This is a genomic window from Roseibium sp. (assembly GCF_965276855.1).
Classification (GTDB): domain Bacteria; phylum Pseudomonadota; class Alphaproteobacteria; order Rhizobiales; family Stappiaceae; genus Roseibium.
Genome location: NZ_OZ255700.1, coordinates 1098187 through 1120830 on the forward strand (window position 1 = coordinate 1098187; position 22644 = coordinate 1120830).

General features: G+C 57.3%; 20 protein-coding genes. 10 read left to right on the forward strand and 10 right to left on the reverse strand.

The window, feature by feature from the left end; translation table 11 throughout:
- Positions 1-28: 28 nt before the first annotated feature.
- The 3 genes from ACQY4Z_RS05080 to ACQY4Z_RS05090 form a co-directional block, all read right to left on the reverse strand.
- On the reverse strand, positions 29-1615 hold the full coding sequence (locus ACQY4Z_RS05080) for a peptide ABC transporter substrate-binding protein (protein WP_428527252.1): 1587 nt from the start codon (positions 1613-1615) through the stop codon (positions 29-31).
- A gap of 386 nt (positions 1616-2001) precedes the next feature.
- The gene (locus tag ACQY4Z_RS05085) at positions 2002-2775 is read right to left on the reverse strand and encodes a substrate-binding periplasmic protein (RefSeq protein WP_428527254.1); all 774 of its coding nucleotides are present in this window, start codon (positions 2773-2775) and stop codon (positions 2002-2004) included.
- Positions 2776-3059: 284 nt separating this feature from the next.
- Complete coding sequence (locus tag ACQY4Z_RS05090; RefSeq protein ID WP_428527256.1) at positions 3060-3542, reverse strand: BA14K family protein; 483 nt, start codon at positions 3540-3542, stop codon at positions 3060-3062.
- Between the two features lie 247 nt (positions 3543-3789).
- Here ACQY4Z_RS05090 and ACQY4Z_RS05095 point away from each other — a divergent pair, with 247 nt between their 5' ends.
- Positions 3790-5631 carry an ABC-F family ATP-binding cassette domain-containing protein gene (locus ACQY4Z_RS05095; RefSeq protein WP_428527258.1) on the forward strand — a complete coding sequence of 614 codons (1842 nt, stop codon included), beginning with the start codon at positions 3790-3792 and terminating at the stop codon, positions 5629-5631.
- Positions 5632-6024: 393 nt separating this feature from the next.
- Here the strand turns inward: ACQY4Z_RS05095 and ACQY4Z_RS05100 are convergent, their stop codons facing one another.
- The 3 genes from ACQY4Z_RS05100 to ACQY4Z_RS05110 all read right to left on the reverse strand — a co-directional run bounded on the left by ACQY4Z_RS05100 (position 6025) and on the right by ACQY4Z_RS05110 (position 8661).
- Positions 6025-6789, reverse strand: coding sequence for an ABC transporter permease (locus ACQY4Z_RS05100; protein WP_428527260.1), 765 nt, complete (start codon positions 6787-6789; stop codon positions 6025-6027).
- Positions 6786-7577, reverse strand: a complete 792-nt coding sequence (locus ACQY4Z_RS05105) for an ABC transporter ATP-binding protein (protein ID WP_209177254.1) — start codon at positions 7575-7577, stop codon at positions 6786-6788. The genes ACQY4Z_RS05100 and ACQY4Z_RS05105 overlap by 4 nt, the downstream gene beginning before the upstream one ends.
- Before the next feature lie 73 nt (positions 7578-7650).
- Positions 7651-8661, reverse strand: a complete 1011-nt coding sequence (locus ACQY4Z_RS05110; RefSeq protein ID WP_166672866.1) for an ABC transporter substrate-binding protein — start codon at positions 8659-8661, stop codon at positions 7651-7653.
- Positions 8662-9016: 355 nt separating this feature from the next.
- Between ACQY4Z_RS05110 and ACQY4Z_RS05115 the strand changes: the two genes are divergently transcribed.
- Genes ACQY4Z_RS05115 through ACQY4Z_RS05130 form a run of 4 tightly spaced genes read left to right on the forward strand, consistent with a single transcriptional unit; the run spans position 9017 to position 12741 of the window.
- Positions 9017-10366, forward strand: coding sequence for a DUF2157 domain-containing protein (locus tag ACQY4Z_RS05115; protein ID WP_428527263.1), 1350 nt, complete (start codon positions 9017-9019; stop codon positions 10364-10366).
- The gene (locus ACQY4Z_RS05120) at positions 10363-10941 is read left to right on the forward strand and encodes a GDYXXLXY domain-containing protein (protein WP_428527265.1); all 579 of its coding nucleotides are present in this window, start codon (positions 10363-10365) and stop codon (positions 10939-10941) included. The genes ACQY4Z_RS05115 and ACQY4Z_RS05120 overlap by 4 nt, the downstream gene beginning before the upstream one ends.
- A 56-nt stretch (positions 10942-10997) precedes the next feature.
- A complete protein-coding gene (locus tag ACQY4Z_RS05125; protein WP_428527267.1) occupies positions 10998-12041 on the forward strand; it encodes a class I SAM-dependent methyltransferase in 1044 nt (347 codons plus the stop codon).
- 1 nt (position 12042) lies between these two features.
- A complete protein-coding gene (locus tag ACQY4Z_RS05130) occupies positions 12043-12741 on the forward strand; it encodes a pseudouridine synthase (RefSeq protein ID WP_428527269.1) in 699 nt (232 codons plus the stop codon).
- 82 nt (positions 12742-12823) lie between these two features.
- On the opposite strand, the gene ACQY4Z_RS05135 is transcribed toward ACQY4Z_RS05130, so the two are convergent.
- On the reverse strand, positions 12824-13933 hold the full coding sequence (locus tag ACQY4Z_RS05135) for a TauD/TfdA family dioxygenase (protein WP_428527271.1): 1110 nt from the start codon (positions 13931-13933) through the stop codon (positions 12824-12826).
- Between the two features lie 264 nt (positions 13934-14197).
- Positions 14198-14761, reverse strand: coding sequence for an HdeD family acid-resistance protein (locus ACQY4Z_RS05140; RefSeq protein ID WP_306146428.1), 564 nt, complete (start codon positions 14759-14761; stop codon positions 14198-14200).
- 137 nt (positions 14762-14898) lie between these two features.
- Between ACQY4Z_RS05140 and ACQY4Z_RS05145 the strand changes: the two genes are divergently transcribed.
- From ACQY4Z_RS05145 to ACQY4Z_RS05155, 3 genes are all read left to right on the forward strand, one after another.
- The gene (locus ACQY4Z_RS05145) at positions 14899-15318 is read left to right on the forward strand and encodes a MarR family winged helix-turn-helix transcriptional regulator (protein ID WP_008196952.1); all 420 of its coding nucleotides are present in this window, start codon (positions 14899-14901) and stop codon (positions 15316-15318) included.
- 89 nt (positions 15319-15407) lie between these two features.
- Complete coding sequence (fabF, locus tag ACQY4Z_RS05150) at positions 15408-16670, forward strand: beta-ketoacyl-ACP synthase II (protein WP_428527274.1); 1263 nt, start codon at positions 15408-15410, stop codon at positions 16668-16670.
- Positions 16671-17015: 345 nt separating this feature from the next.
- Positions 17016-17591, forward strand: coding sequence for a rhodanese-like domain-containing protein (locus ACQY4Z_RS05155; RefSeq protein ID WP_428527276.1), 576 nt, complete (start codon positions 17016-17018; stop codon positions 17589-17591).
- A gap of 500 nt (positions 17592-18091) precedes the next feature.
- Here ACQY4Z_RS05155 and ACQY4Z_RS05160 read toward each other — a convergent pair whose 3' ends face one another.
- Complete coding sequence (locus tag ACQY4Z_RS05160; RefSeq protein WP_428527278.1) at positions 18092-18280, reverse strand: Flp family type IVb pilin; 189 nt, start codon at positions 18278-18280, stop codon at positions 18092-18094.
- A gap of 567 nt (positions 18281-18847) precedes the next feature.
- Between ACQY4Z_RS05160 and ACQY4Z_RS05165 the strand changes: the two genes are divergently transcribed.
- On the forward strand, positions 18848-19399 hold the full coding sequence (locus ACQY4Z_RS05165) for a helix-turn-helix domain-containing protein (RefSeq protein WP_428527280.1): 552 nt from the start codon (positions 18848-18850) through the stop codon (positions 19397-19399).
- The gene (locus ACQY4Z_RS05170; protein WP_428527282.1) at positions 19396-19974 is read left to right on the forward strand and encodes an N-acetyltransferase family protein; all 579 of its coding nucleotides are present in this window, start codon (positions 19396-19398) and stop codon (positions 19972-19974) included. The genes ACQY4Z_RS05165 and ACQY4Z_RS05170 overlap by 4 nt, the downstream gene beginning before the upstream one ends.
- 65 nt (positions 19975-20039) lie before the next feature.
- On the opposite strand, the gene ACQY4Z_RS05175 is transcribed toward ACQY4Z_RS05170, so the two are convergent.
- A complete protein-coding gene (locus ACQY4Z_RS05175) occupies positions 20040-22637 on the reverse strand; it encodes a DUF3141 domain-containing protein (protein ID WP_428527284.1) in 2598 nt (865 codons plus the stop codon).
- Between the last annotated feature and the right edge of the window lie 7 nt (positions 22638-22644).

Consider the following 22644-nt stretch of genomic DNA (forward strand, 5'->3'; position numbering starts at 1 on the left):
CCGCCGCTGCCAATTTCGAACGTTACCGTTATTGGGCAATGCTCATCCAGCGAGTGGGGTGAACATCCTGAAGATTGTCTTCGTATCCGGACACTTTGTCAGATACAAGGTTCATCGACCCGTAGTACATGATCGGAATAAACGGCAGGTCGCGCATGAAGAGAGCTTCGGCCTGCTGAAGGATTTGGGCACGCTTTTCCAGATCCACGGTCTTTGCGGCCTCATCCATCAGCGCATCATATTCCGGATTGTTATAACGCGCGTAGTTGAAGCCGTTGTTTTCAGATTCAACGAGGAAAAGGAAGTTCTGCGGATCCGAGTAATCGCCGATCCAACCGGCACGCGCGACATCAAAGTCGCCACCATCCCGAAGGTGTGCGTAATGTGTCGCGATATCGGTGTTCAGCATGGACACCTCAACACCCAGCGGCTTCCACATGTCAGCGATCGCAACGGCCGTGTTCTTGTGGTTTTCCGAGGTGTTGTAGCGGATCTCCAACTGCAGCGGATTGTCCGGAGAGAACCCGGCGCCTGCCAGCAGCTCGATCGCCTTGTCCTCGCGGTCGATCAAGGACATCTCCTTGAATTCGGCGTAAGCTGGCTCACCATAGTTTCCGATGCCCGGCGGAACGAAGGAATAGGCTGGAACCATGACGCTGCCCCAGATTTCCTCGGCAAGGAACTCCCGGTCAATCGCCATGGACAGGGCCCGGCGGACATCCGGATTGGACAGCGCTTCGTCCTCATGGTTGAGCGCGTAGTAGTAGTTACCGAGATACGATGCGACGCGGAACTGAGGCCCCAGCTCCTCCTTCATGAAGTCGACTTGTTCGGTCGGGGCATCATTGTTTGTGTGCAGCTCGCCAGCCTGGAACCGGCGCAGGGCAGCGCCGCGATCTTCGGTCGGATAATATATGACCGTATCGATCTGGACATTGTCCGCATCATGAAAATTAGCGTTCTTGGTGGCCTTGAGCTGCGCATTTGGCGTGAACTCGGCCAGAATGTAAGCACCGTTGGAAACGATGTTTTCCGGCTTCACGAAATCCGTGCCATGGGCCTCAACGGTGGCCGGGTGAACCGGCAGGCCGGTTTGGTGTGCCAGCAAGTCAATGAAATACGGGGTCGGCGCTTCCAGCGCGATCTCCAAGGTACGGTCGTCAATCGCTTTGACGGCCAATTCGTCAACTGCCTTGTCGCCCGAATTGACGGCTTCGGCGTTCCGGATCGGATAAAGGATGTTGGCGTATTTCGCCCCAGTCTCCGGGTTCATGATCCGGCGCAGCGAATAAACGAAATCGCCGGCAACCACCGGGTCGCCATTCGACCACTTGGCGTTTTCGCGGAGCGTGAAGGTGTAAACGGTGCCATCTTCCGAGGCTGTCCAGCTTTCGGCAACACCTGGGACAATCTCCCCTCTTGCGTTGTAAGCGACGAGGCCTTCATAGAGGTCACGAAGGATGTGACCTTCATAAACAGTCGATGTCTTATGCTGGTCCAGTGTTTCCGGATCGCCCGTGTTTCCGCGGTGATAAACCACTTCCGCCATGGCCGTGAGCGATGTTGCCGCCATCAGCGCAGCAGCGAGCGCGGTGACGCGCAAGGACTTGATCATATCGTTCTCCCCTCAGGATTATTGTCAATTTAAGAAACGATGGCGATATACATTCCACGCCCATAACGTGCATTCAAGCGCTGCCTGAATATGTTTCCACCAAGAATCTAAAAAGGCGATATTCTTCCCAAATATAGATCTAAAAGGGAAAATTTTTCCGATACTGTCGAGCGCAACCAAAGAAACCGCGCTCTGCAAGTGATGTCAAATTACAATCTATAGTTGCTTTTGCGGTATTGCGGCGCTGCTTGGAGAAGCGATGCTACACCTTCTTGGCGTCACAAACAAAACCGGCCGGCCCAAACAGAACGCCCGAACATGTGCGTACACTGTTCGAAACGTCCGGTCCGGAGCCGGCCGGGCTTGGTCAGCAAGTCTTCTGAGTATCAGTAACCGAGATAGGAGGAACCGAGGCTGTCGCGGTACTTGTCGACCCATTTTGTGTTGATCGCCTTCACGGTGCCGTCAGCTTCAATTTCCTTGAAACACCGGTCAAAGTCGGCCGCAACCTTCGCATCCCGGAACGCCATGGTGTACGGGCTGGAGTCAAACACGGCCTTGAAGGAAACAGACTGATTGGGATCGAAACGCAGATCGCTTTGGCCGCGAAGCTGCTGATTGTACTCCGCAAACAGCATGCCGTCGCCGATGATTGCGTCGACACGCCCGCCGAACAGCGACCGGCTCTGAGTAATCTGATCGGTCACTTCCCTGTAGTCCGCAAATGATCCGGTGTGGTCGGCAAGGCCCGGAATAATGCTTTCAGCGCCTTTGAAGCCGATAACCTTCTTGCCGGAAAGATCCGGCAAACCGTCGTAGCTGGCACCACTGTCCGTCAGAAACGAGACACCGTTTTGATAGTGGATATAGACACCGGTCGCGGTGCCATCGATCGGCATGCCCATCGGAACGGTCGCGACGGCATCGCCCTGCCCGCTCTTGAAGCTTTCCCAGTGGCGTGTGAACGGCTGAATGTCGAATTTGACCGTGTGACCGCATTTCTCAAGGGCCGCAGTAATCAGCTCCGCCTCGCGGCCGCCGCCACCGTCAAGAAACATGGGTGGCAAGTTGCCCGCCATTACGGTGATCTCGTCCGCCCATGACGTTGCCGGTTGCAGAGCCATTGTCAGGAGGACAGAAAAGAGGGCTGTTTTTTTCATCGATTTTCCCAGTGTCTGGAGGCCAATTAGGACACCATCCAAATCGATAGCTATGAAAAACAGCTTAATCTGGCTCGCTGTATTTATCGCACTGTAATTACTACTAAGTAATTCAAAATTAATTCGAAATTTCGAAAACTTTACCTGCTGATTGACGCAGGGAATACCTCTTGATCCCGAAGGCCTTGCCTCCAAATACACTCTGCAATTTACAGCAAAGAAAACCGACGCGCGGTCAGCGCGCCGGTGCGATCAGTTTGGATCCACACACAAACAAACGGGGCTCATCGGCAGAATCGATGTTTGCCGCTGTAAGCCAGATACGTGCCGGTATTTGGGTTAAAGGACTTAAATTTACGGGCACAATACGCGTAATACTCCGGCGTAAACGGCGCGAGCCCGGTCTTGGTGTACGGGACCCGCTGCGGAGCGCCCGGGTAGACCACGACCGGCGGCGGTGCAATGTAAAGGGGCGGATTTACCCGGACCCGGGACCGATATGGATACGGCCGGTAATAGTGCGGACGGTAATAGGGCCGATGCGGCCGGTGCGGTCTATAGTAACCGCCGCCATAATACCCGCGGCCGCCATAGTAGCCGCGACCGCCGTAATAGGCACCGCCACGATACCCGCCAGTTCCGAAGGAAAAGCCGATTCCGCCGCTGCCGATGTAGATGGAATCTGCTTTCGCAGTTTCCGTTCCGCTTACCAGCACTCCGGCTACAATCACTGCAAGGCCGAACACTGAAGCAGCTGCAAGTCTCATTGCTGCACGCGACCGCCGGCGCATCAGATCAGTTATTTCATTCAAGCTGCGACCAGTCACCGTTGACGCCTCCACGTTTGCCCGGTTGCTTTGCCCCTGCCTTCAGTGATCACTATACATGCTTTCATGGCCAAAATCGTCCGCCTGACGATCAATTCTTTCAAAGCCGTTTCCGGCTGAGCTTGCAAGCCGCTCCCAGCGCCCGTAAAACCCGGCGCCAGACCCTCAATTCCCAGACCGGACACACATGGCCCCTCCACCGCTTTTGACCCTTCGCGACGTTCAACTGACCTTCGGCGGCACCCCGCTTCTGACCGGCGCCGAACTCTCCGTGGCAGAAGGGGAACGGCTGTGCCTTGTGGGGCGCAATGGCTCGGGCAAATCGACCCTGTTGAAGATCGCCGCGGGCATGGTGGAAATGGATACCGGCGAACGGTTTTTTCAGCCGGGCCGCACAATCCGTTACCTGCCGCAAGAACCGGACCTGTCTGCCTATGCCTCCACGCTGGGCTACGTGAACGAAGGACTGACGGATGGCGATGATCCGTACCGCGGTGCTTATCTGCTAGAGGTTCTGGGGCTTACTGGACAGGAAGATCCGAAAGCGCTCTCCGGCGGCGAAGCGCGCAGAGCGGCCCTTGCGCGCACGCTCGCGCCTGAACCGGATATTCTCCTTCTCGATGAGCCGACCAACCACCTCGATCTCCCGGCCATCGAGTGGCTGGAAGAAGAGCTGAGAAGCCTGAAGTCCGCCATCGTTCTGATCTCCCACGATCGCCGCTTCCTGGAAAACCTTTCGCGTGCAACGGTCTGGATCGACCGGGGCATCTCGCGCCGCCTCGACAAGGGCTTTGCGCATTTTGAAGCCTGGCGCGATGAGGTCTTTGAACAGGAAGAGGTCGACCAGCAGAAGCTCGCGCAGAAGATCAAGCGGGAAGAACACTGGATGACCTATGGGGTCACCGCGCGGCGCAAGCGAAACATGCGCCGGGTGCGCGAGCTGGCTGATCTGCGCAAGCAAAAACGGGAGCATCGCGGCCCGCAGGGCACCGCCAAACTCTCTGCCGCCGAAGGCGAAACCTCCGGCAAACTGGTGATCGAGGCCAAGGGCATTTCGAAAACCTATGGCGACCGGTCGATCGTCAAGGACTTCTCGTCCCGCATCCAGCGCGGCGACCGTATCGGCCTCGTCGGCCCGAATGGCGCGGGCAAGACAACGCTTTTGAAGATGCTGACGGGCGAGCTGACCCCAGACACCGGCTCGGTGCGCCTTGGCACCAATCTTGAGATGGTGACGCTCGACCAGAAGCGGGAAAACCTCAACCCGCAGGACAGCCTGTCCTCCGTCCTGACCGGCGGACGCGGCGATACGGTGGTCATCGGGGACGAGACCAAACACGTGATGTCCTACATGAAGGACTTCCTGTTTTCGCCCGAACAGGCCCGGACACCGGTTGGGGTGCTGTCAGGCGGGGAGCGGGCGCGCGCCCTACTTGCGCGGGCGCTGGCATCGACGTCCAACATGATGGTGCTCGACGAGCCGACCAACGATCTTGATCTGGAAACACTCGATCTTCTGCAAGAGCTGCTTGCCGACTACAAGGGCACAGCACTGATCGTCAGCCACGACCGTGATTTCCTCGACCGGGTGGCGACATCGGTCATTGTCTTTGAGGGCAACGGGGTGTGGCGGGAGTATGCGGGCGGCTACACCGACATGCTCGCTCAACGCGGCGCAGGCGTCAGCGCACGCAAAGTGGAAAAGTCAGCGCCGTCCAGGAAGGAAAAGGCCCAAGGGTCGGCACCTTCAGAGGAAAAGGCCCAAGGGTCGGCACCTTCAGAGGAAAAGCCGAAGAAGAAATCGAAACTCAGCTTCACCCAGCAGCATCTGCTTAAATCTTTGCCGGAAGACATCGAGAAAATTGAAGCGCAGCTTGAGAAACTTCAAAGCGACATGAACGACCCGGAGCTTTACGCGAAGAACCCGGACAAATTTGCCAAGTTATCCGCACAAATCACTGATCTTTCGACCAAAAAAGATGAAATGGAAGAACAGTGGCTCGAGCTGGAGATGCTCAACGAGGGCTGAGCGGTGGTGTGTGGCGCGGAGAACAGCCGTCGCCGTCCCAGTCCTGAGCCGGGACCTACGCTCCCACCAGCGGACCAATGCTTACAGCGAAACTTCCCGGCCATCGCAAACGCGTGGATCCCGGATCTCCGCTTTGCTGCGTCCGGGAAAGCGTCTCCCTCATCCCAAAGTAATACCCTCCCCAGAGCGGGGATCCACTCCGCCTCCTGTCCACTCGATGAGACGCGATTTGGGCACGGTCACGGGATGGATTGGCCGAGTGTGGAACGTCGCGAGCTCAGCCGACCTTGTGCCCATGAAAAAGGGGCGCCCGGGCCTCTCGGACGCCCCTTCAGAGCCCCCCTGGATTATGGTTCGGTTTGGCTCTGATCTCTGTATTTCAATTTGGCCGGCTTAAGAGCGGTTGCCGCGATGTGCCCATCCCGTCATTCGCATTTCCAGCCATGCCATTAGTGCGTACATAATAATACCCAGAACAGCGAGAGCGACAAGCCCTGCCCATACGAGTGGAACGTTAAACTGGGACTGAGCCAGCTGCATCATGTAGCCAAGGCCCGAGTTGGCTGCGATGGATTCAGAAATCACTGATCCGACGAAGGCCAACGTGATCGCCACTTTCATGGAGCCGAACAAATACGGCATCGCCCGCGGAATGCCGACCTTCAGCATGATGTCGTGCTTCTTGGCCCCCAACGCCCGCAACACATCCTCCATCTCCGGCTCAATGGTTGCCAGGCCCGTTGCCACATTCACAACGATTGGAAAGAAAGCGATCAAAAACGCAGTCAGGACGGCCGGGATGGTGCCGATGCCGAACCAGATCACGAGGATCGGAACAACGGCGACCTTCGGGATCGAGTTGAAACCGATCATGATCGGGTAAAGGCCCGCGTAAATCGACCGGCTCCAGCCGATCGCAAGGCCGAGCGCCATGCCGCCCACAACGGCCATGATGAAGCCGACAACGGTCGTATAGAGCGTCTGAACCGAGTTCTTCCAGATCGGCGACCAGTACTTGACTGTTGCCACCCAGATATCTGAGGGCGCCGGTAGAATGATCACGGGGATATCGAGAGCCTGGACAGACCCTTCCCAGAGAACAAACAGGCCAATTGCCCAAAGCCAGGGCGCAGCGGTAATCCAACGAGAGTCAGTCATGCAGCGGCCCTCGCATCGGCGATCAGATCGCGCAGTTCGTGAACAATGTCATTAAAGGCGCTCTCATAGGTCAGCTCAATCGGACGCGGACGGTCAAAGGGCACTTCCCGCTCACGGATGATCGTGCCCGGGCGGGCGCTCATGACAAAGACCTTGTCTGCAAGGAACACCGCCTCGCGGAGGTCGTGAGTGACAAGAATGGTCGTGAAACCTTTCTCCGCGTGCAGATCGCGCATGACCTGCCAAAGCTCTTCACGCGTAAAGGCGTCGAGCGCGCCAAAGGGCTCGTCCAGCATCAATAGGGCCGGGTCATGAATTAGTGCCCGGCACAAATTGGCGCGTTGCTGCATGCCGCCAGACAATTGCCAGGGATACTTGTCGCCAAAGCCTGACAGGCCGACCAAATCCAACAGAGCTTCCGCCTTGGCCGTGTAGGCCTGCTTTTCGGAACGAAACTTGGATCTGTGCGGCTGCACGATCTCAAGGGGCAGCATGACGTTTGCAAGTGTGGAGCGCCAAGGAAGCATGGACGGGTTCTGAAAAGCCATGCCGGCAACGGACACCGGACCGTCCACTTCGTGCCCGGCAACTTCGATGGTGCCGTTCTGCGGCGCGATCAGGCCGGTGGCCAGTTTCATCAAGGTCGACTTCCCGCACCCGGATGGGCCGACGACTGCGGCGAATTCGCCTTTTTTGACGCTCATCGTGAGCCCATCAAGGGCAAGCGTCCCATCTGCTGCGCCGCCATAGGTCAGGCGGACATCTCTTAAATCTACAAATCCGGTCACTGAATGATCCGCTAGAAAAGGAAGGAGACCGCAGCCGGGTCGGCTGCGGCCATAGCATCGTGGAGCGGCAAACTTACTTCAGCATGCGCTCTTCTTTGGGGGGCAGATAGCTCGCATCAAAAACGCGCTCCGGTGCCGGAGGCGTCGCGCTGACACCCATCGAGCCCTGGAGGTATTCCATGGATTTCGTAAGCTTATCCATATCGACACCGCCAAAGCCGTTTTCCTTGACGGCCGGTGTTGCGATGGAACCTTCCACAGCCATGGTCAGACGCTCGATCTCAACGGCTTCATCGAGAATTTCGTTGCGCTTCATGACGTAAGGGATCGCAGCCGCCGGATCGGCAATTGCATCCAGATAGCCTTTGGTCAGGGCTTTCAGGAAGCCTTTCACGGCCTCCGGGTTTTCTTCAGCGAAGTCCGTATTGGTGATCACCACATTGCCATAAAGACCCAGACCATTCTCGCCCATCAGGATCAGGGAGATATCATCTTCCGGAACCCCTTGGGCTTTCAGGTTGATGACTGAGGAGAAGGAGAACCCGAAGATCGCATCGACCTGGCCTTGCGCCAGCATCGGCTCACGCACCGGGAAACCGACGCTTTCAATTGTGATGCCGGAGGTGTCGATGCCCGTGACATCCACAAAGGCCGGCCACTGACCAAAGGCTGCATCCGGCGGCGGGGCGCCAAGGGTTTTGCCCTCCAGGGACTTCGGATCTTCCGTGACACCCTGGCTTTTGCGGCCAATCACAGCGAAAGGCGGCGTTTCATAGGCCATCATGACGGCCTTCACCTTAAGATCCGGCTGATCGTCCAGCACCTTGATCAGGGCGTTGATGTCGCCAAAACCCATATCGTACGTGCCGGTCGCAACACGCGGAATCGACTCGCGGGAGCCCGCTCCGGTGTCGATCGTCACGTTCAGATCTTCGTCGGCGAAGTACCCTTTGTCGAGCGCGATGAAGAACGGCGCTGCCGGTCCTTCGAATTTCCAATCAAGCGTGAACTTGATGTCCGTCGCTGCAAGAGCCGTGGAAGATGTTAGGGCCAGAGCGAGGGCCACCCCTGTGAGAAGACGCATATTTTTCCCCTGCATTTGAAGAAGGTTTCGATGACGTTGAAATCAATATGCTCAAAAATCAAGCAGTACTTTCGACTGCTCATCATCTACGCAGGGCGTGCCCAATAGTTTTGCTGCGGGTTTCCAGGGCAACAAGTGACTGAGTTTGCAGACTTTCCATTGGCTGCCAGCCTTCATTTGACCTCAAGATAAGCCGAAACAGATCCAAAGCGGTGTGGTGAGCTGCTCAGAATATCCGCGCCATAATTAGACCAAGCGGTCAAGACCCGCGGATATCCGGGTGCATGACGCAAGGCTGGCAGGAGCGGGCCGGCTGAGATAAAGACAAGTGACACGGCAATTTTGCGGAGTGGCAATGTTCGATTGGGCCTACAAGAAACGGCTGCGGGACGATCTGGAGACATGGGTCGGCAAAGGCTGGCTGACCCCGGAAGGCGCAGCAGCCATTCTGGAAGACCAGGATCAGGACGACGGACGCTCCAGACTGCCCATGGTCCTAGCCGGCATTGGTGTCGTCTGCGTTGCTTTGGCGTTGTTTGCCTTTATTGCCGCGAATTGGGGTGCAATCCCGAAATCCATCAAGCTGGCCGGCATTGCCGCCTTGATCCTTGGCGCGCACCTTTTGGCAGCCCTCGCCTCCCGGGCCGGCAAGAAAGGTCTTTCGGATTTGGCGACCGGCTTTGCCACCTTGGTGTTTGTCGGCGGCATGGCGCTGGTCGGACAGATTTTTCATATGCCCGCCGATTGGTCCGGGGGCGCGTTCCTGGTTTGCATGGGCGCCCTTGCAGCTGCCTGGCTGTCCGGATCCGTCACATCCCTGACGGTGGCTGCAATTGCTGCCGTTACCTGGCAGTCGTCGAGGGTGTTTACAGAGCACGCAGGCGGGGCGGACGCCGTGATCAGCATCGTGTTTCTAGCCGCGATTTTCCTGCATCCCTTCTTCCACCCCGCCCGGCTCAGCCGGTTTGCAGCGATTGCTGTCTTGCTCGTTACTTACGGACGCTGGTTTGGAGAAGTGGCCGACCGGATGCCGGGTGGAGATGATGCTGTTGGCGCCATGATCCTTGCAGGGTTTGGCGGCCTGTTCGCGACCATGATCCAACTTGGCCCGATCGGCGATCTTTATGTGAAATGGTCGAGCTACAAACCGGTCAAGACGCATGCGCACTGGCTTATGCTGCGCGCCCTTCAGGACATCGGCTTCATGATGCTGTGCGCACTTGTGTTCGTCAGCCTGATTGCAGTTCAGGAGTTTGATGACGGTGTTCCGCTGATGCGGGTCTTCTCGCTGCCGGTCGCACTGCCCCTGCTGTCAGCGGTTGCGCTGTGTGTCATTGGCCTTGTGATGTCGTTCAAGACGGAAAAGGCCCTTGCCCTTTTCGCCGCCGTCGGGCTGGCCTTGCTGACCTGTCTGGCGCCCTTGGTTGTCGAAAACGTATTGTTGGTGTCGGCCCTCGCCCTCGCTTCCTTGATCGGTCTTTGCACCCTTGGCACCTGGTTCAACAACCGCTTCTGGATGCTCTGTGCCTATCTTGCGTTGACTGGCGTCGGACTGTGGCTGCTTCAAGTCACCATCGGCTCCCTTTTGGGACAGTCGGTCTTCTTCCTGATTGCCGGCCTTGTCCTTCTTGGCATGGCGCTTTGGCTGGCCCGTTTGTTTAAACGCAAGTCCGGACCGGCAAACAAAGCGGAGGCTTCGTCATGACCACCGAAGCACTCGAGCAACAGCCAACCACCCGCTCACGCAAACTGTCTCCGTTTTTGAAATGGGGCTTGATCGCGCTTGTGCAGCTGACCCTCATTTCTCTTCCTCTGATCGACCGTCTCGATGTTCAGATGAGTGGTAAGGAGGTGACCCTGGCGCTGGTCCCGGTTGATCCGCGAGACCTTCTGCGCGGCGATTATGTGATCATCAACTTGGCCATCGCCCGTGTGTCCGTTGATTTGCCCGGCGCAGGCGAGGTCAAAGAGGGCGATCGGGTCTATGTCCGTCTGGAGCCCGGAACCGACGGCCTTATGCGTGCTACCGCTGTTGGCAAGGAAGCTGATCCTTCCGGTACTGCCGCCATGGCCGGGACCGTCCAGTCCGTCGGCGGCAGCGACATTCGCATCGACTACGGCATAGATGCGTTCTTCTTGCCCGAAGGCGACGGCCTCATCATCGAGGACCTGGATACGGAGCGCGTCAATCTGGTGGTGGCCGTGACTGAAGATGGCCGGTCATTGCCGCTGCGCCTTCTGGTCGACGGAAAACCCTTCAAAAACGACGCAGCCTTTTGACGGAGCCGCTATCGGAGAGTATGAGCGCGCTATGATATTCTTCGCAAAGGCCGCTTATGTCCGATCCTGCTCTTGAAACACTGGTGCTGCCAATCACGTCCGGGGACGTGGACCTGCCGGACCGCGCCCGGATCCTTGTGCTCCGCGCCCGAGCAGGACGCCCGCTGAAGGATCTGGAGCCACATGAGGTCGTGTGTGAGCAAAGCTTTGCACCGGATCGTGATGCCCTTCAAAAAGCCGGGTTCAAGGTAGACGCGGAAACGGGTGAAGACAGCTTTGATGCTGTGCTGGTCTTGCCCGGACGCCAGCGGCAGGAGGCACGCGCCCTGCTCGCACGGGCGGCCACCAAGACGAAGCCCGGTGGCACCGTCATCACTTGCGCGCCCAATACGGAAGGCGCGAAAACGTTGGAGCAGGACTTTTCGGCACTTTTCGGCAGTGCTGACAAGCTCTCGAAGAACAAGTGCCGTGTTGTCTGGGCCCCTGTTGATGCGAGCAGCTTCGACACTGCGCTGATGACAGATTGGTCGGGTCTGGATGCCCCGCGGCCTGTTCTCGATGGTGCTTACATCAGCCGACCGGGAGTCTTTGCCTGGGACCGCATCGATCCGGCGTCCAGGCTTTTGGCCGAGAACCTCCCCGACAGTTTGAGCGGCCGGGGCGCAGATCTCGGGGCGGGCTTTGGTTACCTCTCCCGACAGGTTCTGGAAAAGGCGCCAAAGGTCGCCGCCCTCGATCTTTATGAGGCGGAGAAACGCGCTTTGGATCTGGCGGAACAAAACCTTGCGCCTTTCAAGGGCAAGAAGGCGATGACAGGAATCTGGTCCGATGTCACAAAAGGCATTGAGGGGCCGTACGATTTTCTGGTGTCCAATCCCCCTTTCCATCAGTCGGGCAAGGCTGACCGTGCGGATGTCGGTCAAGGCTTTATCCGGGCAGCTGCGCAGGGTCTGCGCTCCGGTGGAGTCTTTTATCTGGTGGCCAATCGGCACCTGCCTTACGAGCGTACGCTCGGCGACGTGTTCGACCGCGTCGAAATGCTTGCCGATGCCGGCGGCTACAAGGTGATCAAGGCAACAAAGGGCAAGGGAGGCAAGTAAGATGAGACTGGTCAAGCTTCTCGCCAACCTTGGCTACGGCAGCCGGAAAGAAATGCAGCAGGCGATCCGCCATGGCTGGGTGACCGACCGGAAGGGCAACCAGCTGAAGGCCGACGCGAAGACGGATCACGAAGACATTCTCTTCGACGATGAGCCGCTCGATCCGGCGCATGGCGTCGTCATTTTGATGAACAAGCCGCTCGGCTACGTTTGCTCAACAAAGGATCAGGGACGTCTGGTCTATGATCTTCTGCCGGACCGGTTCCGGATGCGCAAACCTGTACTTTCCACCATCGGTCGCTTGGACAAGGAGACATCCGGCGCCTTGCTGTTCACGGACGACGGCACATTTTTACACCAGGTGATCTCGCCGAAATCGAATGTTCCAAAGGTCTATGAGGTCACGCTCGACCGGCCCATGAACGGCAGCGAAGCCGCATTGTTCGCCTCCGGCGAGATGATGCTGGAAAACGAGCAAAAACCTTTGAAACCGGCCGAGTTGGACGTGCTTGACGAAACCCACGCACGTCTCACCTTGCATGAGGGCCGTTATCATCAGGTCCGCCGCATGTTTGCGGCCACGGGCAATCATGTCACAGACCTTGCCCGCAGCCGGATTGGTGCCCTCACCCTTGAAGGTGTTGACGAAGGTCAGTGGAAAATCCTGTCCGAAGACGACAAGGCACTGATTTTCTCATGAACCAACGGTGCGGCCCCGGACATGATCCGGGGCCAGCTGTTCAGGTGGTCCCGGCGCTGCGGCCGGGACGGCAACTGTCGGCTTACCGGCTCAACACGCGGATCCGGCTGTCGAACTCGCCCCGATCAACATAGCAACCGCGCAGATGCCGGTAGCCTGTGTTGGGATCGAACGCAGCGCGGCCATGAAGCACCCGGCGATTGTCGAAGATCACCATTTCCCCGCCTTCAAGACGCGTGGTGATGACATAGTCGCTTGACCGGGTCATTTGCATGATTTTCCGGTAAGCCCGGTAGTAGGCTTCCATCGTGTCGGCAGGCAGATCGAAAACTCCCGCCAAATGGGCGTTGAAATGCAGCTCCTGCAGTTTGCCGAAGGCATCCAGGTCAATCACTGTCTGGTGGCGGCGGATGTCATAGCTGTCGTCGTGAAACCGGAACGGGACCGGCGTTTTTGACAAGAGTTCAAAAGCCTCCGGATCGGTCTGGCGCAAATCTTCGGCAATGGCAAAACCGTCGCAGAAGGTGGACCCGCCGCCTTCCGCATCGTTGGCAAGGCAATGCAGAAACTGAAAGCCTGGTGGCAGCTCCTGATTTGCCAGATCGGTATGCAGCGGCAAAGCGTGCGAGGTGTAGGCAAGATTGTTCGGGTTCGGCATGGACCGAACTTCAAACGTCACGCCGAAATTGGTTTCCCTGAGAAAGCCAATCCGCTTGGCTGCAGCCATACCAGCTTCCCGGTCATCCGCCATACCATCCACGATGGCAAGACCGGTCTTCTTCGTCTCGATCAAGAATCCCAAAAGGGCCTTATCATCGTTCATCAGATCCGCGGCACTGATCCTTGGCAGGCTGGCCGGTTGGAAATCGCCGCGCCACAAAGTCGGCGGAATGTTCGCCGGGTCATTCAGGCCAATTCCGGGCCGGTGAGCTTTCAGCCAATTAGCGTCAAACCGGCTCTGGTGCTCTTCCCCGTCCCATTCAATCCGGATGGCTTCGCCATCGAGTTCAGCGGAGAGAATTCCAAGCGTTTCCGGAATACTGGTGAGATCGAATTCCCGCTCGTGAGTTTGCGGGTGAAAGCCGCTCGGGCAATTGTCCCGGAGCCAGAGAAAGGGGAAGTCGGCGCTGGTGCCGTCCGCCCAGGCAACAGTGAGAACGCGGTCGCCGCCGCGCAAGGTGATCGATGTCATGAGTGTTGTCCACTGACGTTGTATAGAAATCAGAGCTGCGGCATCGGCCGCACAAACGTCGTGGTCTGGCGGGGGGCGGCCACCACCAGTGCGCTTTGTTATGAGGCTGTCCGGGCATCCGCCCAACAACTGCAATCATCGTTCAAAGCCGTCTTGCAGGCTTGGCCTGCGATTTCAATCGGCAACAAGCTACATCAAAGCACTCGCCCGGCAAGACATATTTTGCCGGGCGAAGGTGTTAACCTGTGATATCCGCAAGTTGCTTCAGGATTTGGAGGCCCGCGCCGCCAAAGCAATGGCGATATAGCTCCAGCCATTGATCAACACGGAGATACCTGCAATCAGCCCAAGCGCCCAGGCGGCCGAGCCCGGCAGATCCATCCAGATCATGACCCCGGCCGCCAGTGACACAACACCGGCAATCAACACCCACACCCAGCCATCATGCGGCTTGAGCTTGAAAGCCATGACGATCTGGCTGATGCCCTGAGCTGCAAAAATCGCTGCAATGACAAGCGTCAGCGCAAGTGTCCCGGCGAGCGGGTTCACATAGATGACAACGCCGCCGATCACTGCAATGACGCCTGTGATCATGTTCCAGATAAATGCCGCTGTGCCCTGGGTCTTGAAGGCCTGATAGATCTGGACGAGGCCACCGACAAACAGAACAGCTGCAATCAGGATGGTGACCGCAATCGAGGTTGCCAGCGGAGCGGCGATCAGGATCATGCCTCCGAGAACGAGCGCGATCCCCAACGCCAGAAACCAGCCCCAATTTTCCTGGATCTTGGTTTTCATGTCTTCAAGTGACTGAACTGCATCGCTCATCGGAACCTCCTTAAAAATAACATCGCTGACGACGATAACCATTTGCATCAATTTCGCAAACCGCTGATGACGTCGGGCGTCGAAATCACGAAATTTGAGCGCTTGACAAAAACTGTGCAATTGCACATTAAAGATATATGTCCGACGATGACTTTTCCCTGTGCGTGTTGACCAACGCCCGCAAAGCTGCGCGCGCGGTCAGCCGCTATTATGATCAGATGGCCCGGAAAGCCGGATTCACATCGGGTCAGTTTTCGGTGCTGGTGACCGTTCGGGAGCACGATGGCGCAACCACGGCAGAGCTGGCGGAACGCCTTTCCATGGAGCGCACGACCCTGGTTCGGAACGTGGCGCTCCTGGAAAAGAAGGGCTTTCTGATCTCACGGCCTGCCGCCGATGCCAGGGGCAAGGCCTTCAGCATCACAGAGCAAGGCAACTTGTTGATTGAAAATGCCCTGCCGCTTTGGCGCGATGCCCAGGAGCATGTCAAGGATCTGCTTGGTGAAGAAGACTTTTTGACTTCCGTCCGGCTGATGAAACGCCTGTCACAACTCTAACCGAAACAACTGCCAATATCCTCGGGATTTGGTTCAGGCCGACTTCAAAAGTGTAATTACACAAACCTTTGGTACTACAGGAGAGCACAATGAGACGAGTGGTCGTAACGGGATTGGGTGTCGTGTCCCCTATTGGAACCGGTGTCGATGGATTCTGGTCGCGCATAATCGAAGGCGCAAACGGCATACGGCGGATCACGAAATTCGATGCCAGTGATCTTGCCTGTCAAATCGCCGGTGAAGTTCCTTCAGTTGATGAAGACGAGTTCGGTTTTGATGTTGATGCGGCACTGGACGCCCGCGAACAACGGCGCACAGACCGCTTCATTCACTTTGCCCTCGCCGCCACCGGAGAGGCTCTTGAGCAGGCAGGCTGGGCTCCCGAAACCGACCTGCAAAAGACACGGGCGGGCATCATCATCGGAACAGGTGTTGGTGGATTTCCGGCCATGACCGGTGGAACGCGCCTTGTGGATGAAAAAGGCCCGCGCCGCGCCTCCCCTTTCCTCGTTCCATCGTTTCTGGCGAACCTGGCGGCCGGCCAGGTGTCGATCCGCCATGGCTTGAAGGGACCAATCGGTGCGCCGGTTACAGCCTGCGCTGCCAGTCTTCAGGCTCTTGGGGATGCAGCCCGCATCATCCGGGCCGGCGAGGCAGATGTGATGATCGCAGGCGGCACAGAAGCCTGTATCGACCGCGTGTCCTATGCCGGTTTTTGCGCGGCCAAGGCGATGTCCTCCAAGCGCAACGACGATCCTGAACATGCGTCCCGGCCGTTCGATCAGGATCGGGATGGTTTCATCATGGGAGAAGGCGCCGGTATTCTGGTGCTGGAGGACTATGAGCACGCCAAAGCCCGCGGCGCCAACATCCTGGTGGAGCTGGCAGGCTACGGAACCGCAGCAGACGCCTATCACGTCACAGCCTCACCACCGGATGGAGAAGGCGGACTGCGCGCCATGCAGCAAGCTCTTGCCGCAGCCAATCTGACCTCCTCGGACATTGGATATGTCAATGCCCATTCCACATCGACACCGGTTGGCGATGCCGCAGAAGTCGCCTCACTGAACACCGTGTTTGAAGGCCGCGGCAAGGATCTTGCCGTGTCGTCCTCCAAATCGATGTTCGGCCATCTTTTGGGCGCAGCGGGCGCAGTTGAAGCCATTGCTTGCGTAAAGGCGCTCACAACCGGTCAGCTACCGCCGTCCCGCAACCTGGTCGATCCGGATGAAGCAATGACCAAGTTTGAATTGGTACCGGACAAGGCCATCAGCCGGCAGGTCGACCACGTCCTGACCAACGGCTTCGGCTTTGGCGGGGTCAATGCCAGCGCAGTCTTCTCGCGCATCTGAGACAGGCTTTGAGAAAGGCCAAGCCGGGCACCAAAAATGCCCGGTAAGACCGCCGAGAAAGCCCGAGTCGGTCATCCCGGACGCAGCGAAGCTAAGATCCGGGATCGGAGAGCTTAGGCTTTTGAGTTTACAGCCTTCTGAACTTGATCACCAATTATATCCCCGATCCCGGCTCGCGCTACGCTTGGCCGGGACGACGGCGGAGGACTAATCGGATTGGTCCGCGGCCTGGCCCGTCTGCCAAAAATGCCCGGTTTTTCTTTGGTGCTTGCACCCATAAGAAAAATATTCAAAAATGCGCATATGTTAAAATAAGTCCCTTTGACACGGAAACGGGAGGATATTATGCGCAAGGGTTTTCTATCTCTGTCAGCTGCGTTTTTGATGCTGTCACTGACCGCTAGCGGCCCGGCAGTCGCAGACGGTGATCTGAAGATTTCCGGCGACGTTACAGTCGTCACGATCCAAACCGACGAGGGCGCGGTCGATATCACCCGCTCCAAAACGGAAGCGGCCCTTATTGGCGGCGTCCTGCAACCGATGGTTCCGCTTCCGGGCGTGACACCGGTCGGCGAGCTTGAAGTCATTGATGCCTTGAAGTCCGGCACCGCAAAGGTCGTTGATATGCGGACAATGGAGTGGCGCACGCAAGCAACGATCCCAGGCAGCATTCATATCCCTTATACGGAAGTCGCCATGCGTCTTGATGAACTCGGCTGCGAGGGCGAACAAGGCGCTTGGGAGTGCGCGGCGGCAGAAAACGTCATCGCCTTCTGCAATGGCCCGGCCTGTCCACAAAGCCCCGTTGCCATCAAGGCCATGGCCCGAGAGGGATATCCGGTCGCGAAGATCTTCTACTACCGCGGCGGGATGCAGGACTGGATGGTTCTTGGCCTGACAACAGCCGAAGACATGTTCTAGAGGAGTTTCCGATCAATTTGGATCGTTTAACCGGGGCGATTTTTCCGATGATGATGCGGGTCGCCCACTGTGGTGTGTCCCACCACAAGGGTGAACCAACGATGCCAGAGGGCCAAATCGCCCCTTCCGGTTTTTGCGACCGAATTTCACTCAGTTCATTATCGAGTGAAGATATCCGGCACACCGGCCGCGGCGTGCCGCTTGCCCGATGCACCGCACTTCGCGACACGCCCTGCCGAAGCGACTCGCGTTCCTTCAAAAATAAAAAAAGGAGCAACTGGCCGCCCATACACCAGCCGGGAGTTTGCATGGCTTTTGGTGTGGTTGGTAGGGGATCAGATAAACCACTTACAGCCCCCCAATCGCCATACGACTGATGTATTTACTAGACCCTCCATCGACAAAAGATATGTATATTAGATCCTCAAAGACCAAAATAACCCGCCAATTCTGGCGGGTTATTTTTATTTGATTAGATAAATACTTATTTTATCTATTTATTAACCACCAGCAGGCGCCTTAACCTTACCCAGCTCGGTGTTGATGGTGTTGAAGATGCCGCTCAGAGAGCCGCCCATCGTTGTCAAGATCGCAATGATGGCAACACTGATGAGCCCTGCGATCAGGCCATATTCGATTGCGGTTGCACCACTTTCATCTTCCACGAAACGTTTGATTAGATTGGTCATTCCCATCTCCATGTCTTGTCGATGGAGAGGAATTTAATCGTCATTCGTTCAAATCCAGTTTAAAAACTAGGTAAATTATACATTGATATTTTTACTTAGGTTTAAGATCCCGGGCTTATAAAAGCGCTCAGGGACAAGTACCGCTTGCCCTGTTGACAGACAGACTTCACGCCGGGCTCATAACCCGGCGTTTTTTCTTCAAAATTCGATAGTTCCAAAGGGACAGCTGATGCCTGTGCAGGGCAATATAGGGACTGACGTGCTGCCTGCCGTTACTTGAAGGCTGAGATTTTTTCCCGGGTTGCTTGTATGCTGCCGCACCAGATGATGTCAGGCCCGCAAACGTCAGCGGTAAGTGACGTCCTTTTACCCAATTACATCAGGCCTTCCGAAGAGCAGAACAATGCGTGGAACTCCCAGCACAACAAAGTCCGGGATTTGATACGACTGCCTCAATCGGTTTTAAAAGCCACTTGTAGTCGATGCGCCCCGCCGGTGCCTTGGCTTTTTTCTTGGCGCCTTCGAATTTCTCATATATGAGAATATTCTCGATATTGAGGAGGCGGTATGAACGATCAGGATCTCGCACAACGCCTAGTTGGCCTGCGGAAGGCGAAGGGATTGTCACTGAATGAGTTGGCGGAAAAATCCGGCATCAGCCGGGCAACCCTTTCCCGTATTGAGCGGAGCGACACCAGTCCGACAGCAGCCGCACTTGGGCGCTTGGCGACCGCGTTTGGCGTATCTGTTGCTGATCTTTTCGGCTTCGGCGCAGCGGCACATGATGCAAAGCTTGCACACACCGACCAAACGGTCTGGAGGGATCCGGAAACCGGATTTCAGCGGCGCAGTGTGTCTCCGGCGATCTCCGGTTTCAGGGGCAGCGTCATTGAGGGCACGCTTCCAGCCGGTGCCATCATTTCCTATGCGGCCCCGCCCCTTCCCGATCTTGAGCACCACATTGTACTTCTGTCCGGTGCGATCACTGTTACCTTTGGGGACACACGGTTTAACCTCGCCCCCGGCGACTGTCTCCGCTTCCGGCTGAACTCCCCCAATGCCTATCACGCGACCGGCTCCGAGCCGGCACGCTATCTCCTGACGGTGATTACCCCATGACAGAAGACACGCCCAAAAGATCAGAACAAACCATGCCGCAGTTTATACCGGAAGCGCCCCTTCATTTACTCACAGCAAAAGATGCGAATGCGGTTCTCTCAGACCTCGGCGCACTTCTGAAAAGCTGTGTAGAAGATGGCGCCGGGATCGGCTTCATCCTTCCACTAAGCTCAGAGAAAGCCGATCAGTTTTGGCGTTCTCGCCTTGACGATATGGCACGTGGCGCGGCGTACATGATCATTGCGCGCGAAGAAAACAGCATTGCCGGAGTGGTGATGCTCTGCCTTGCCCCGCAGGACAACGGCCCGCACCGGGCAGAGGTTGCAAAACTCATGGTGCACCCGGACCATCGGAGGAAAGGCATTGCCCGAAACCTTATGGCCGCGATTGACGGTCTGGCGCTCTCGCTGGGGCGCTGGCTGCTCGTGCTTGATACGGTCACGGGCGATCGGGCAGAACGCCTCTACCCGACCTGCGGCTATCAGAAAGTCGGTGTCATTCCGGACTACGCCTATGGCAGTCATGGAGATCTCGATGCCACGACCGTGTTCTACAAGGATTTGAGGGGCAGCTGAGAGATCAGGTAGGAAACCGATCCCTCAGCATGCTTTTGAAGCACTGGTGCCAGAAGAAGGCCAGACTATTCAGCTGGCTCCTCTTTTTTACCGGCGGTGCTACGCGGCTTCCGGGGAGCAGGTTTGCGTGCAGCCGCGGGTTTCGCCGGAGCCTTTCGCGCAGCCCGTTTGGGCGCTGAGGCCTTTTGGGGTGCGGGGCTTGCGGACGCTACCTTCTCCGTCACCTTCGGTGAGTCGCCGTCTGCATCCGGCGCACCTGCTTCACTGGAGACCAGCGGATCGGAGGTGATGTCTTCAGAGACGGGCGGCAGACCAAGCACACTTTGGAAAGTCTGAACCATCTCCAGGGTGTGCGGCGTCATCTCGTCGATGGCGCCCGGGATGTAACGAACGACCTTGGAGGCCATTTCGCGGTCTTCCTTGGTCTTCAGCAGTTTCGGCAGGCTTTCGATCGCTTGCTCGCGGGCAAATTCAACAATCAGCGTTTGTTCCTGCAGCATGAAGCTGCGCGCATCCGGTGACAGCGACTTGAACGGCTCGTCCTGGGTTAGAACCCGTGCGGAGCGTTCGAGCCGGTCGCGGCGGACATTGCCGCGGCTGTCGGCCAGAAGGATCAGCATCCGGATCACCGCCTCGCAGAACCCGCCTTCCTCGATGTGCATGAGCGCGGCTTGCACTGGCGGCAGGCTGCGCAAATCTTCCTTGCGTTTCAATGTCCGGCCCGGCTGATGGGTCCGGCCGAACCAGCGCATGTAGGGCGAGCCCCACACCGTATAGAAGAGGTTTTCATACCAGGTGTCCCGAAGATCCCGGAAGAGGTCAAGGGACTGCTCAACCATGGCAGCACTGACACGTTCCATTTCAGAGAAAGGATTGTTTGCGTCCGCAGGCGTCCGATCCTCTTTGACCCGTTCTGCCATACCCGGTAAACCGCCAAACATTGGATTGAGGCTCGACATCATCGCGCGCTGAACCCGCAAAGGATGGGTTTTTCGGCGCAATTCGGCGCTTTGCTCGGTCACTCCTGCCTGGACGAACGGGCGCACTGCCACATCATAGAATTCAGCCTGCTGTTCAGAGGCTCTGGCCACTGCTGCAAACGGAATTTCGTCGTCGCGGCCATCGTCTATCTTCATCAGGTCGTCCATCTTGCGTTCGTGGAAGGACACTGTGAATTCGCGCTCCATGAGGCCGCCCTCATAGTCGTCGATCTTCATTTCATAAAGACCCGGTGCGAGCGCTTCGATGGTCTTGAGTGTCGAGGTGACCTCGGTGTGTTCCTTTTTCGCGATCTTGGAGGACACGAAGATGCCAAGGTGACCCACTTGGTCATGCACCATGTAAATGATGCGCTGGCCCCGGATCGCAATCTCGCGCTCGTCCGAGTAGGTGTCGATGATCCAGTTCAAAGCCTGTTGCGGCGGGGTGATGTTGTCGCCAAAGCTTGCAAAGGCGATGATCGGCGCGCGGATCTGCTTGATGTCAATGTTGCGGCCCGGTTCCAGCTGGGCCTCGTTTTTGGACAGCTTGTTGCCGACGAAAAGCTGCTCGACGATCCATTTCATTTCCGCTTCGTTGAGGAGGAAATAACCGCCCCACCAGCGCTCGAATTCAAGGAACCGGTGCGGTTCGGTGTCCACCTTGGAATAGAGGTCGTAATACTTGCCGAAGTAGTTTCGCGCCGGGTTCAACATCTCGAAATTCTGAACGATGTCGGCGCCGTCGAAGACACCGTGCCCCAGATCTGAGTAGAACATGGCATTGTAGGTGCCACCCAGAATGCCACCGTTATACCGCATCGGGTTCTCACCGACCCGCCCGGCCCAGGTTGAAACCGGCGCTCCGTTCAAGACGATCGGCCCTGTCAAATCCGGATTGGTCGCGGCAAGCAGCAAGGTGGCCCAGCCACCCTGGCAGTTGCCGGTGATGATCGGGTTCGGCGCGTCCGGGTGTTCTTCCATGATGCGGCGGACGAAGGCCGCTTCGGCATGGGTCACGTCGGCCAGCGTCTGGCCCTTTTCCGGCATGCGTTTGAAGGCAATGAAATAGACCGGATGGCCGTCGCGCAGGGCAACACCGACCTGACTGTCCGGCTTGAAACCGCCAATGCCTGCCCCGTGACCGGCCCGGGGGTCGATGATCACATAAGGCCGCTTCCAGGGTTTCATTTCGCGGTGTTCGCCATCTTCAGGCGCTTTGATCCGGAGGAGCTGATAACAGCACGGCCGCGGCAGATCGGCGCCATCCATGACCACGTCATAATCGTAGATCAGGACTGGCGGGCATCCCGCTTCTTCGTGTTCCAAAAAGATGTCACCGCGCTGGCGCAACACGTCCATGGTCAGCACGGCCCGTTGCGCGGCATCCTTCCAATAGGACTGCCAGGCATCAAACAGCGTCCCGTCCCGCTGTGCATCGGTAAGATCTTCAACCGCCTTGCCCATATCGGCGAGGCCCAGCTGCCAGCGGCCCTTGTGATCCGCTGTGATCTTCTCAAAGTGTTTGGAAAGGCCGCGCCCCATCAGCTCTGCAAGATTGGAGAGCTCGGTTCCTTGCGCCTGCAGTGCCGTAAACCGCTCGGAAGGTCCCCAGGCCGTGGCGTCGTTCAAGGAGTTCAGAAACTCGTTCTGGCCCTTTTCAAACGCATCAAAAATGTCCTTCATGAGAACC